The sequence below is a fragment of the Pseudomonas sp. AD21 genome, from assembly GCF_002878485.1.
GTDB lineage: Bacteria > Pseudomonadota > Gammaproteobacteria > Pseudomonadales > Pseudomonadaceae > Aquipseudomonas.
In genome coordinates this window covers 1-12,605 of record NZ_NQYG01000047.1, presented here as the reverse complement: position 1 = coordinate 12,605, position 12,605 = coordinate 1, and the positions used below count along the sequence as shown (strand labels likewise).

At 59.4% G+C, this 12,605-nt stretch carries 11 protein-coding genes; 7 read left to right on the top strand and 4 right to left on the bottom strand.

Translation table 11 applies throughout. The annotated features are described in order from the left end of the window. Positions 1–150 precede the first annotated feature (150 nt). From PseAD21_RS22115 to PseAD21_RS22085, 7 genes are all read left to right on the top strand, one after another. Positions 151–1,140: an alpha/beta fold hydrolase gene (locus PseAD21_RS22115; RefSeq protein ID WP_102357822.1), complete on the top strand. Its 990-nt coding sequence runs from the start codon at positions 151–153 to the stop codon at positions 1,138–1,140. A 225-nt stretch (positions 1,141–1,365) separates the two neighbouring features. Then, the gene (gene rraA, locus PseAD21_RS22110; RefSeq protein WP_077571828.1) at positions 1,366–1,857 is read left to right on the top strand and encodes a ribonuclease E activity regulator RraA; all 492 of its coding nucleotides are present in this window, start codon (positions 1,366–1,368) and stop codon (positions 1,855–1,857) included. A gap of 22 nt (positions 1,858–1,879) precedes the next feature. After that, a complete protein-coding gene (locus PseAD21_RS22105; protein ID WP_025110332.1) occupies positions 1,880–2,875 on the top strand; it encodes a zinc transporter ZntB in 996 nt (331 codons plus the stop codon). Positions 2,876–2,938: 63 nt separating this feature from the next. Then, the gene (locus PseAD21_RS22100) at positions 2,939–3,187 is read left to right on the top strand and encodes a hypothetical protein (RefSeq protein ID WP_003223293.1); all 249 of its coding nucleotides are present in this window, start codon (positions 2,939–2,941) and stop codon (positions 3,185–3,187) included. Positions 3,188–3,189: 2 nt separating this feature from the next. Continuing rightward, positions 3,190–4,014 carry a mechanosensitive ion channel domain-containing protein gene (locus PseAD21_RS22095; RefSeq protein ID WP_007916401.1) on the top strand — a complete coding sequence of 275 codons (825 nt, stop codon included), beginning with the start codon at positions 3,190–3,192 and terminating at the stop codon, positions 4,012–4,014. 87 nt (positions 4,015–4,101) lie between these two features. Continuing rightward, positions 4,102–4,692, top strand: coding sequence for an RNA polymerase sigma factor SigX (gene sigX, locus PseAD21_RS22090; protein ID WP_064116922.1), 591 nt, complete (start codon positions 4,102–4,104; stop codon positions 4,690–4,692). Positions 4,693–4,799: 107 nt separating this feature from the next. Beyond that, a complete protein-coding gene (locus tag PseAD21_RS22085) occupies positions 4,800–5,849 on the top strand; it encodes an OmpA family protein (protein ID WP_102357820.1) in 1,050 nt (349 codons plus the stop codon). Positions 5,850–5,946: 97 nt separating this feature from the next. Here the strand turns inward: PseAD21_RS22085 and cobA are convergent, their stop codons facing one another. Genes cobA through nirB form a run of 4 tightly spaced genes read right to left on the bottom strand, consistent with a single transcriptional unit; the run spans position 5,947 to position 12,209 of the window. Next, positions 5,947–6,714 (bottom strand): uroporphyrinogen-III C-methyltransferase, encoded by a 768-nt coding sequence (cobA, locus tag PseAD21_RS22080; protein WP_102357819.1) that lies wholly within the window; start codon positions 6,712–6,714, stop codon positions 5,947–5,949. Between the two features lie 13 nt (positions 6,715–6,727). Next, positions 6,728–9,442 carry a nitrate reductase gene (locus PseAD21_RS22075; RefSeq protein ID WP_102357817.1) on the bottom strand — a complete coding sequence of 905 codons (2,715 nt, stop codon included), beginning with the start codon at positions 9,440–9,442 and terminating at the stop codon, positions 6,728–6,730. After that, complete coding sequence (gene nirD / locus PseAD21_RS22070) at positions 9,442–9,759, bottom strand: nitrite reductase small subunit NirD (RefSeq protein WP_102357816.1); 318 nt, start codon at positions 9,757–9,759, stop codon at positions 9,442–9,444. The genes PseAD21_RS22075 and nirD overlap by 1 nt, the downstream gene beginning before the upstream one ends. Beyond that, entirely contained in the window at positions 9,756–12,209 is a 2,454-nt protein-coding gene (gene nirB, locus PseAD21_RS22065; RefSeq protein WP_102357814.1) for a nitrite reductase large subunit NirB, read from the bottom strand. Before nirB ends, nirD begins: the two co-directional genes overlap by 4 nt. Positions 12,210–12,605 lie beyond the last annotated feature (396 nt).

The window sequence follows — 12,605 nt, the reverse complement described above, 5'->3', positions numbered from 1 at the left end:
GAGCCTGCTCGCGAAGACGGAGAAACATTCAACAGTGATGTTGGCTGACACTCCGCCTTCGCGAGCAGGCTCGCTCCCACAGGAGGCGGGTTTTGAGATCTGAGTAGGGCGGGCTCCTGTAGATGCCGCCCTTTTTTGTGCAAGAGCATTATGCAAAGCAGCAGCAACCTGTTTCCTGTCGCCCTGATCAGCGCCGAACGACGCGGTGATCTGAGCGAAGACGTCTATCGATTGAAACCCGGCAACAGTCCCGATTGGTCCGTGGAGATCGCCGTGACCCGTCTGGGCATGGCTGATGAGCCTGCGACCCGTGGCGTGCCGGTGATTTTGCTGCACGGCAGTTTTTCCAACCGACGCTTCTGGTTTTCCCCCAAAGGTTTGGGGCTGGGCGCGTACCTGGCGCGTCTGGGCTTCGATGTGTGGATCCCGGAGATGCGCGGCCATGGCCTGTCGCAGCGCAACGAGGACTACCGCCGCAATCGCGTGGCCGACTACGCCCGTTACGATCTGCCGGCGATTGCCGCGTTCGTGCGCGAGCAGAGCGGTCAGGTGCCGCACTGGATCGGCCATTCGCTGGGCGGCATCACCCTGGCGGCGGCGCTGGGTGGCGAGTACCTCGGCGAGCCGGCGATGGCTTCAGCGGCGTTTTTCGGCACCCAGGTCAGCCGCACATACTGGCCACTGAAGATTCCACCGGTGGAATGGAGCGGGCGCTTCATTCTCAAGCGTTTCGCACAATTGTCCGGCTCACGCCTCAAGCGCGGTCCGGAGGACGAACCGATCGGGCTGGCGCTGGAAAGCATGCGCTGGTACGGCCTGTTCGGCCGCTTTGGCGACAAGGACAAGGATTGGTGGGCTGGTCTTGCCGAGGTTCAGGTGCCGGTGTTGGCGGTGACGGCGGCGGGGGATCATCAGGATCCGGCGTGGGCCTGTCGCAAACTGTTCGAGCAGATCGGTTCCGAGCACAAGCAGTTCGTCAATCTGGGGCGTGAACAAGGCTTCAGCGACAATTTCGGGCATGTCGATATGCTGGTGAGCAAGGCGGCGCAGGCCGAGGTCTGGCCGCTGGTGGCGCGCTGGCTGCAGGATCAGCACACACCGCTGTTGGGTGAGAAGCCGGACCTGGCAGCGGCGGTTTGAGCGAAGGCTCTGAAAAGGGCATTTCGTTCGGATCGGCTTGCGGCTAAGATATGACGCATTGTGCAATTCTGGTCATATTTGGTGGCTGTTTAGCTATTACGTTTCAGCGTTTGTTCAGGTTCGTTCAGCGACCATTGCATGAACTAAGGTAAACAGCGACCGCCGGGACTCGTTTCAACAGAGTGCGACATCCTTGATCGTCTTCCTTGTTACAGGAGTTTTTCGATGAACCATTACCTCACGCCTGACCTGTGCGACGCCTATCCGGAGCTGGTGCAGGTGCTGGAACCGATGTTCAGCAATTTCGGCGGCCGTGATTCCTTCGGCGGCGAAATCGTGACCATCAAATGCTTCGAAGATAACTCGCTGGTCAAAGAGCAAGCCGAACTCAAGGGCAACGGCAAGGTGCTGGTGGTCGATGGTGGTGGTTCGCTGCGTCGTGCGCTGTTGGGCGACATGATCGCCGAGAAAGCCGCGAAAAACGGCTGGGAAGGGCTGGTCATCTACGGTTGTATCCGTGACGTTGACGTTATCGCCCAGACCGATCTCGGCGTGCAGGCCCTGGCCAGCCATCCGATGAAGACCGAAAAACGCGGTATTGGCGACCTCAACGTGCCGGTGACCTTTGCCGGTGTGACGTTCCACCCGGGCCAATACATTTATGCGGACAACAACGGCGTGATCGTTTCGCCGAGCCCGCTGCAGATGCCTGAATAAAGTTTTCGACAAAGGGATGCGGATGTTCGAGGAAGAAAACGCGCAGTGGGGGCTGGTGCATGCCCTGGTACTGGACGGTAAAGGCGGTGCGCGTTCGATTGCCCGGACTGAGCTCGATGATCTGCAGTTGCAGGCCCATGAGAGCCTGTGGCTGCACTGGGATCGCAGTCATCCGCAAACCCAGACCTGGCTGCGCAAGTCCAGCGGCCTGAATGAGTTCAGCTGCGACCTGTTGCTGGAAGAAAACACCCGCCCGCGCCTGTTGCCGTTGCCGGATGCCGAGCTGTTGCTGTTTCTGCGCGGGGTCAATCTCAACCCCGGTGCCGAGCCGGAAGACATGGTCTCGGTGCGGATTTTCGCCTCCGCCCAGCGCGTTATCTCGTTACGTCTGCGCCCGCTGCGCGCCACCGATGAACTGTTGGCGCTGTTGAGCGAGGGCAAGGGTCCGAAAACTTCCTCCGAACTGATCCTTTATCTGGCGCAATTCCTCACCAACAAGGTGCAGGATCTGGTCACGTGCCTGTCGGAACTGGTCGATGAAGAGGAAGAAAAACTGGATGCCGACGAACGGTATACCCCCGAGCATGGCTCGATTTTGCACATCCGTCGCCGGGCTGCCGGACTGAAGCGTTTTCTGGCGCCGCAGCGGGATATTTTCGGACAGCTGACGCGGATAAAACTGCCGTGGTTCGTCGACGATGACGCCGACTACTGGAACGAATTGAACAACAGCCTGACCCGCTATCTCGAAGAGCTGGAATTGACCCGAGAGCGCATGGGGCTTGTGCTGGAGGCCGAAGACCGGCGTTTGAACGTGCGCATGAATCGCACGATGTACCGCTTCGGCATCATCACCTGCATCTTCCTGCCGATGAGTTTTCTCACCGGTCTGTTAGGCATCAACGTGGGCGGCATTCCGTTCTCGAGCAGCCCTTATGGGTTCCTCATCGCCTGTCTGACGGTGCTGGCGATGGCGTTTGGTCAATGGTGGTTATTCCGCCGTTTGCGCTGGGTATGAAAATGCAACATGTGACCCGACCAAATTTGCCCGCGTCTTTCACAGACATCACGAGAGGTGCGTATGCACGATCCGTTTGAACAGTCTTTGCGCGACATGCTCAACGCCTCGCCGTCCAGCCGCGACGACGATGCCTGCCTGGGTCGCGTACTCAAAACCGCCAACCGCCAGGTCGGCGCCGGTGATCTGTTCAGCCTGCTGGGCCGCTGGCTGCCCGCGCTGATGATTGCCCTGAATAACGGCTCGGCCCACGTCTCGCCGGTTTCCCGTCTTCGTAAAACCACCGCTCGCACTGCTGATAAGGCTGATTGAATATGGAACTTGATCTCTGGACTCAGAGCCTCGTCACTGCAATGACTGCGTTGTGGACCAAAGTCGCTAATTTCATCCCGAACCTGTTCGGCGCACTGGTGGTGCTGCTGTTGGGTTTCGTGGTGGCTAAACTGCTCGATACCTTGCTGTCCAAATTGCTCGCCAAGCTGGGCCTCGATCGCCTGATGGGCGGCACCGGGCTGACCAAATTGATGTCGCGTGCCGGGCTGCAAGTGCCGATCTCGACCCTGATCGGTAAAATCGTTTACTGGTTCGTTCTACTGATTTTCCTGGTTTCAGCAGCAGAGTCCCTTGGACTTGAGCGAGTTTCAGCTACGCTGGACATGCTGGCGTTGTATTTGCCGAAAGTTTTCGGCGCCGCGCTGGTGTTGCTGGTGGGTGTTTTGCTCGCACAACTGGCCAACGGGCTGGTGCGCGGTGCGGCAGAAGGCGTAGGGCTGGACTACGCTTCAGGTTTGGGTCGAATTGCTCAGGGGCTGGTGATCATCATCAGCATCTCGGTTGCGATCAGTCAGCTTGAGGTCAAAACCGACCTGCTGAACCATGTGATCGTCATCGTATTGATTACCGTTGGTCTGGCGGTTGCGCTGGCAATGGGGTTGGGAAGCCGGGAAATTGCCGGTCAGATTCTTGCGGGAATCTATGTGCGTGAGTTGTATCAGGTTGGGCAACAAGTGCGTGTTGGTGAGGTCGAAGGCCAGATCGAAGAGATCGGCACGGTTAAAACCACATTGCTGACCGATGAGGGTGAGCTAGTCTCACTTTCCAATCGGATCCTGCTGGAACAGCATGTGAGTAGCCGCTAACCCGGCAAACCCTGCTAATGTATGCCGCCGCAAAATGCCCTGAGAGGGTAGCGGCGGACATTGACCTGACTGTCGGCACGACTTGTTTTGAATAAAGCCCAAACGCTATCCACGCGCTATGACCCCCGTGAGCTCTCTGATGAGGAGTTGGTCGCGCGCGCGCATACCGAGCTGTTTCACGTGACGCGCGCCTATGAAGAGCTGATGCGGCGTTACCAGCGAACATTATTTAACGTTTGTGCGAGATATCTTGGGAACGATCGCGACGCAGACGATGTCTGTCAGGAAGTGATGCTGAAGGTGCTGTACGGCCTGAAGAACTTCGAGGGGAAATCGAAGTTCAAAACGTGGCTGTACAGCATCACTTACAACGAATGCATCACGCAGTATCGGAAGGAACGGCGAAAGCGTCGCTTGATGGACGCCTTGAGTCTGGACCCCCTGGAAGAAGCGTCGGAAGAAAAGGCGCCGAAACCCGAGGAGAAGGGCGGACTCGATCGCTGGCTGGTGTATGTGAACCCGATTGACCGTGAAATTCTGGTGCTACGATTTGTCGCAGAGCTGGAGTTTCAGGAGATCGCAGACATCATGCACATGGGTTTGAGTGCGACAAAAATGCGGTACAAACGTGCTCTAGACAAATTGCGTGAGAAATTTGCAGGCATTGCTGAAACTTAGTTCAGCGCAAATATCTCTTACGTGTAGGCAAGTTCTGATAGACTTGCCGCCGAGTTGTCCCCCGGTTTGCGGGACTGCTTCACAATCACCAGATGGGGATTTAACGGATGAAACTGAAAAACACCTTGGGCTTGGCCATTGGTTCTCTTATTGCCGCTACTTCGTTCGGCGCACTGGCACAAGGCCAAGGCGCAGTTGAAGGCGAGATCAACTACAAGAAGCAGTACAACGACAGCATTGATCATGTCGAAGACGGCTTCAACCCAGGCGCCAAAATCGGTTACTTCCTGACCGATGACGTCTCGATCAACTTCGGCTGGGATCGTAACAACCACACCCGTTCGAACGATGGCACTGGCAGCCAGAAACTGCGCGGTGACAACTTCGGTCTGACCGCTCAATACCACTTCAACAACGCTGGCGACGCTCTGCGTCCATACGTTGAAGGTGGCGTTAAGCACGGCAACCTGACCAACGTAGCTGCTGACGGCCACACCGGTCGCGACCAGTCGACTTTCCTGACTGCTGGCGCTGGCGTTAAGTACTACTTCGCCGAAAACTTCTTCGCCCGTGCTGGCGTAGAAGCTGACTACAAACTGGACAACGGCCGTTGGGACTACGCTCCATCGGTTGGTCTGGGTGTGAACTTCGGTGGCGGCGGCAAGCCAGCTGCTGCTCCAGTTCCAGCTCCGGCTGAAGTCTGCTCCGACAGCGACAACGATGGCGTTTGCGACAACGTTGACAAGTGCCCGGACACCCCAGCCAACGTAACTGTTGACGCTGATGGCTGCCCAGCAGTTGCAGAAGTTGTTCGTGTTGAGCTGGACGTTAAGTTCGACTTCGACAAGTCGGTCGTCAAGCCAAACAGCTACGCTGACATCAAGAACCTGGCTGACTTCATGAAGCAGTACCCAGCCACTCACACCACTGTTGAAGGTCACACTGACTCCGTCGGTCCTGACGCTTACAACCAGAAACTGTCTGAGCGTCGTGCAAACGCCGTTAAGCAAGTTCTGACCAACCAGTACGGTGTTGAATCGTCCCGCGTTCAGTCGATCGGCTACGGCGAATCCCGCCCAGTTGCTGACAACAAAACTGAAGCTGGTCGCGCTGTTAACCGTCGCGTAGAAGCGCAGGTTGAAGCTCAAGCTAAGTAATTAGCTCGCCGCTTTGAGAAAAGCCCGGCTCAGGCCGGGCTTTTCTTTGCCTGCGATTTGGCTTTGAAGCTTAAAAGATCGCAGCCTGCGGCAGCTCCTACATGACGTGTGCAGACCCCATGCAGGAGCTGCCGCAGGCTGCAATCTTTTGTTCTTCAACAACAGCAGCTACTGCGCCGATCACGAGAATGGCCGGGCTCTTGAGCTCGAACCTGCGGGCATCGTCACTCATCGCCGTCAGCTCGCTGCGGCACTCGCGCTGCGCTGGCAACGACGCGTTCTCGATCATCGCCACTGGCGTTTCCGCCGCCATCCCGCCCGCCAACAACTGATCGCGAATCTCGCCAAGCTTGGCCACTCCCATGTAAATCACCAGTGTCGTCCCGCCCTGCGCCAACGCCTGCCAATTCAACTGGCTGTCGTCCTGGGTGTGCGCCGTCACCAGCGTCACGCCGCGCGCCACACCACGCAACGTCAGTGGAATATCGCACTGTGTCGCGCCGGCGAGTCCAGCGGTAATGCCATTGACCAGCTCCACCTCAACCCCACGCTCGCGCAACCACTGCGCCTCTTCACCGCCACGGCCGAAAATGCACGGGTCGCCGCCCTTGAGCCGCACCACGCATTTACCCTGACGCGCATAGCGCAACATCAAGCGGTGGATAAACGCCTGCGGTGTCGAGCGGCAGCCGCCGCGCTTACCCACCGCGATGATACGGGCGCCAGGGCAGTGCTCCAGCACCGCGTCGTTGACCAGATCATCGATCAGCACCACATCGGCCTCACGCAATGCGCGCACCGCTTTGAGGGTCAACAGTTCCGGGTCGCCGGGGCCTGCGCCAACCAGCCAGACTTTTGCATTCATGCGGTTTTCCTCATCAGATGACGGCGGCTGCTTGCACGTCGGCAGCCAGCAGGCGTTTTATTTCCGGGACGCAGGAGCCGCATTGCGTGCCGCAGCCCAGCGTGTCTTTCAAACCCTGCAAGTCCAGGCCCTGGCGAATGCCGGTGCAGACGGCGTTGAGGCTGACGTTTTTGCAGTTGCACAACGTTTTATCCACAACGATCTGCGCACCGGCGCTACCCGGTGGTGCGCTCATCGGCGCCAGTAGCCAGCGCCGCAGTTGCTGGTCTGCTCGGCCTTCCAGCCAAAGCCCTTGCAGCCAATGCTGTGCGAGGGTTTCGCCGGCCAGTCGAATTGCGGTGATCCGGCCGTTTTCAATGCGTACACGCTTGCCGATGGCCCGACGCGGGTCGTCATAGGCCAACACCGGGCCGTCGATCAGCGACAGACAACGGTCGATGTCACCCAGCAACTGCGGATCCGGCGCCTCGCTGCTGGCAGCGCGTATCAGCAACGCCGATCGTTCACGTCCGACAAGGCTGAGACTTACGTAGGAAAATGTCTCACAGAGCGGTCGTAGGCTCTCAAAATGCCGTTGAACATCGCCCTCGATGAGTGCGAACAAGTGCCATGGCAAACTCACCGGTTCCAGACGTACGCCGCTGTGTTTGAGTTCGGGCTGTTTCGACAAAGGATCGAAGGCCGGCAAGGTCAGGCTGTTTACCCCGCCCTTGAGAAACCGGTCGCCCCAGTGCATCGGTAGAAAGGCCTGACCCGGGCGCACGCTGTCGTCGTTGTCGACTGCCACGATGAGCGCACCGCGCCGACTCTTCAGATTGACCAGATCGCCCGGCTGCAAGCGATGCCGACGCAGTTCGTCCGGGTGCAGGCTCAACACTGCCTCACTGACATGGCCGAACAGTTGCGCGGAGGTGCCGGTGCGGCTCATACCGTGCCATTGATCGCGCAGGCGTCCGGTGATCAGGGTCAGCGGAAACCGCGCATCCCGTTGTTCTTTGGCGGCGCGATAGGGCTCAGCGATGAATTGCGCGCGGCCATTGATTGTAGGAAAAATACCGTCCTCATACAGGCGGGATGTGCCTTTGCGGGCGCCGGTGGGGAAGGGCCATTGCTGCGGCCCGATCTCGTCGATCAAGGCGCGGCTGATCCCGGACAAATCCAGATCACGTCCGCGTGTCAGCCCTTTGAATTCATCGAACAGCTGCGAAGGCTGTTCGAAGGCAAATAGAGCGGGTTGCTGCGGGCGCAGACGTTTCTCCAGTCGCTGTGCGAAATCCACCGTGATCGCCCAGTCCGGCCGTGCTTCTCCGGGTGGGAGAATGGCTTTGCGAACGTGGGAAATACGCCGCTCGGAATTGGTCACCGAACCTTCCTTTTCACCCCAACTGGCGGCGGGCAACAGCAGGTCGGCGAACGCCGCGGTTTCAGTGGTGCGAAAGGCTTCCTGCAGCACCACGAACGGGCAGGCCTGCAGCGCTTCGCGAACGGCGTGTTGATCAGGCATCGACTGAGCAGGGTTGGTGCAGGCAATCCACAGCGCCTTGATCTGGCCGCTGCGAACCTGCTCGAACAGCTCAATGGCGCTGAGCCCGGTATTTTCCGGCAACCGATCAACGCCCCAATACGCCGCCACTTCGGCGCGGTGTTCAGGATTGGCTGCGTCACGGTGGCCGGGCAGCAAATTCGACAGGCTGCCGGTTTCGCGCCCGCCCATGGCATTCGGCTGACCGGTCAATGAGAAAGGTCCTGCCCCCGGGCGACCGATTTGCCCGGTGGCCAGGTGCAGATTGATCAGCGCGCTGTTTTTTGCGCTGCCGGCGGTGGACTGATTCAGGCCCATGCACCACAAAGACAGGAAGCTCGGTGAGGTCCCCACCCATTCAGCGCATTCTTGCAATTGCTCGAGGCTGATCCCGCACAACTGCGAAACCAGCTGCGGGGTGTAATCACGCACCAGGTCCTTCAGCTCAGGCAAGCCCTCGGTGTGCGCCTGGATGAAGTCACGGTCGATCCAGTCTTCCCACAACAACAGGTGCAAAATCCCATGGAACAGAGCGACATCGGTGCCGGGTAGAATCGCCAGATGCAGGTCCGCGAGGTCACAGGTGTCGGTGCGCCGGGGGTCGATGACGATGACTTTCATCTGGGGACGGCGGGATTTTGCTTCTTCCAGCCGACGAAAAAGCACCGGGTGGGCGTAGGCCATGTTACTGCCGACGATCATCACGCAATCACTGAGCTCCAGGTCTTCGTAGCTGCACGGCGGTGCGTCGGCGCCCAGGCTGCGTTTGTAGCCAACCACCGCCGACGACATGCACAGCCGTGAATTGCTGTCGATGTTGTTGGTGCCGACCAGCGCCCTCGCCAGTTTGTTGAAGGCGTAGTAATCCTCGGTCAGCAGTTGCCCGGAGATGTAGAACGCCACGCTGTCCGGGCCGTGCTCGGCGATGGTCTCGGCGAACACGTTGGCGGCGTGTTCCAGTGCGGTGTGCCAATCGGTGCGGCTGCGCGCCAGCCCTTTGCCCAGGCGCAGTTGCGGGTATAGCGCACGGGCCGCAAGGTCGCCGGTCAGGTGCAAGGTCGAGCCTTTGCTGCACAGCTTGCCGAAGTTGGCCGGATGCGCCGGATCGCCGCTGACGCCAAGGATGCGCTCGCCGTCATGCTCGATCAGCACGCCGCAGCCGACGCCGCAGTAGCAGCAGGTCGAGGCGGTTGTCTGGCGGCTCATCAGACGGCATCCCGTAGCGCCAGTTGCACCCGGCCATTCTCGACCCGCGCCGGATGATGATGCGCGCAGCCGATGTCCGGCGTCTGGGCTTCGCCGGTCTGCAGATCGATCTGCCAGTTGTGCAGGGGGCAGGCCACGCGTTTGCCGTAGATCAACCCCTGGGACAATGGCCCGCCCTTGTGCGGGCAGCGGTCGTCGAGGGCGAAAACTTCGTTGTCGCTTGTACGAAAAATCGCGATGTCGCCTTTGGGCCCGGCAATGATCCGCGAACCGAGGGCGTTGATCTCTTCCAGGGCACAGATATCGAGCCAGTTCATGCCGACACCTCCAGGTTTTTCACGGGGATCACGTCGAACTCTTTCTTCAGTTGCGGCTGCGCCAGGCGTTCTTTCCACGGGTCCTGTTCGAACGACAGGGAGAATTGCAGGCGTTCGTTCAGGGCTTTGCGACGCTCCGGATCTTCGAGCACGGCTTTTTTGATGTGCTCCATGCCGACCCGTTGCAGGTAATGCACCGTGCGTTCGAGGTAGAAGGCTTCTTCGCGATACAGCTGCAGGAACGCGCCGTTGTATTCGCGGACTTCCTCGGCAGTTTTCAGCTTGACGAAGAATTCGGCGACCTCGGTTTTGATCCCGCCGTTGCCGCCGATATACATCTCCCAGCCGGAATCGACGCCGATAATGCCTACGTCCTTGATCCCCGCTTCCGAGCAGTTGCGTGGGCATCCGGAGACAGCGAGTTTCACTTTGTGTGGCGACCACATGTTGAACAGGTCGTGTTCCAGCTCAATGCCCAACTGCGTCGAATTCTGCGTGCCGAAGCGGCAGAACTCGCTGCCGACGCAGGTTTTCACGGTGCGGATGGATTTGCCGTAGGCGTGGCCGGAGGGCATGTCGAGGTCTTTCCAGACGCCGGGCAGGTCCTGCTTCTTGATCCCCAGCAGGTCGATGCGCTGACCGCCGGTGACCTTGACCATGGGCACTTTGTACTTGTCGGCTACGTCGGCAATCCGCCGCAGTTCCGAAGGATTGGTCACGCCGCCCCACATCCGCGGCACCACCGAGTAGGTGCCATCCTTCTGGATGTTGGCGTGGGCGCGTTCGTTGATCAGGCGCGATTGCGGATCGTCCTTGGCTTCGCCGGGCCAGGTCGAAATCAGGTAGTAGTTCAGCGCTGGCCGGCAGGTAGCACAGCCGTTGGGGGTGCGCCAGTTGAGGTAGCTCATGGTCCCGGCGATGGTCAGCAGGTGCTGTTCGCGAATGGCTTGGCGAATCTGCCCGTGGTTGAGGTCGCTGCAACCGCAGATGGCTTTTTCGCTTTTCGGTTTGACGTCGGCCGCGCCGCCGACGGTGTTGATCAGGATCTGCTCGACCAGCCCGGCGCAGGAGCCGCAGGAGCTGGCAGCCTTGGTGTGCTTTTTCACCTCATCGACGCTGAACAGGCCATGTTCCTGAATCGCCTTGACGATGGTGCCTTTGCACACGCCGTTGCAGCCGCAGACTTCGGCGGTGTCGGCCATGCTCATGGCTTTGTCCTGGCCCTGATGTCCTACGTCGCCGATAGAATTTTCACCAAACATCAAATGATCGCGGATCTCGCCGATGGCGTGATTCTCACGAATCTGTCGGAAATACCAACCGCCATCTGCCGTATCGCCGTACAGACAGGCGCCGACCAGCACGTCATCCTTGATCACCAGTTTTTTGTACACGCCGCCGATCGGGTCGGAGAGGGTGATGGTTTCGGTGCCTTCGCCGCCCATGAAGTCGCCGGCGGAAAACAGGTCGATGCCGGTGACTTTGAGTTTGGTCGAGGTCACCGAGCCCTGATAACGGGCGAAACCCAGTTGCGCGAGGTGGTTGGCGCAGACCTTGGCCTGTTCGAACAACGGCGCCACCAGGCCGTAGGCAATTCCGCGATGGCTGGCGCACTCGCCGATGGCATAAATACGCGGATCGTAGGTCTGCAGGGTGTCGTTGACCAGAATCCCGCGGTTGCACGGGATGCCGGCGCGTTCCGCCAGTTCGGTGTTGGGGCGAATGCCGGCGGCCATCACCACCAGATCGGCAGGGATGATCTCGCCGTTGTTGAATTGCACCGAGCCGACTCGGCCATTGCCCGCATCGTGCAGGGCCTGGGTCTGTTCGCACAGGCGAAAGTGCAGGCCACGGGATTCGAGGGCGCTTTGCAGCAGTTGCCCACTGGTCTTGTCCAGTTGCCGCTCCAGCAGCCATTCGCCGATGTGCACCACGGTGACGTGCATGCCGCGCAGCATCAGGCCGTTGGCGGCTTCGAGGCCCAGCAGGCCGCCACCGATGACCACCGCGTGCTTGTGGGTTTTCGCGGTGTCGATCATCGCCTGGGTGTCGGCGATGTCGCGGTAGCCGATCACGCCCTGCAACGTGTTGCCAGGGATTGGCAGGATGAATGGGGTCGAGCCGGTGGCGATCAGCAGGCGATCGTACTCGGCCTCGGTGCCGTCTTCGGCGATTACCCGGCGTTTGACCCGGTCGATCTGCACCACCTTGCGGTTGAGCAGCAACTTGATGTTGTTTTCGAGGTACCAGTCGAGGTCATTGAGCACGATCTCTTCGAAGGTCTGCTCGCCGGCCAGCACCGGTGACAGCAGGATGCGGTTGTAGTTGGTGTGCGGTTCGGCGCCGAAGACCGTGATGTCGTACAGCTCGTTGCTCAACTTGAGCAGTTCTTCCAGGGTGCGAACCCCGGCCATGCCATTGCCGATCATCACCAGTTTGAGTTTTTTCATCAGGTTCTCCGGAGGAGCTGCGGCTGGCCTCTTGTGGGCAGTCAGGCCTGGCTCGAGAATTTTTTCGCAAACAAAAAAAGGCGTCCCGCTAGTTGCCTAGCGAGGACGCCTTTGTCCTGGTCCCGTTCTCTCGGGAAGCCCGACCTTCGTCGTTGAAGGGTGGGCTTTATGTATGGTGAAAAGGGTAATGCAGTGGTTGTGCCAAGTGGGGAGGTGGCGGGTTTATTGGGGCGAGGCGGTTATTGATGGTGGTTTTTTGCACTGTATCGAAGCGGATTGCTCGTTCGTGGGGCATTCAGGCAGATGGGTTTGTGGTGAGTGGGCTGGCGTCATCGCGAGCAGGCTCACTTGTATGGTAGGACTTGAAGGGAGGAGGAGGGACAAGGCTCGATTCTG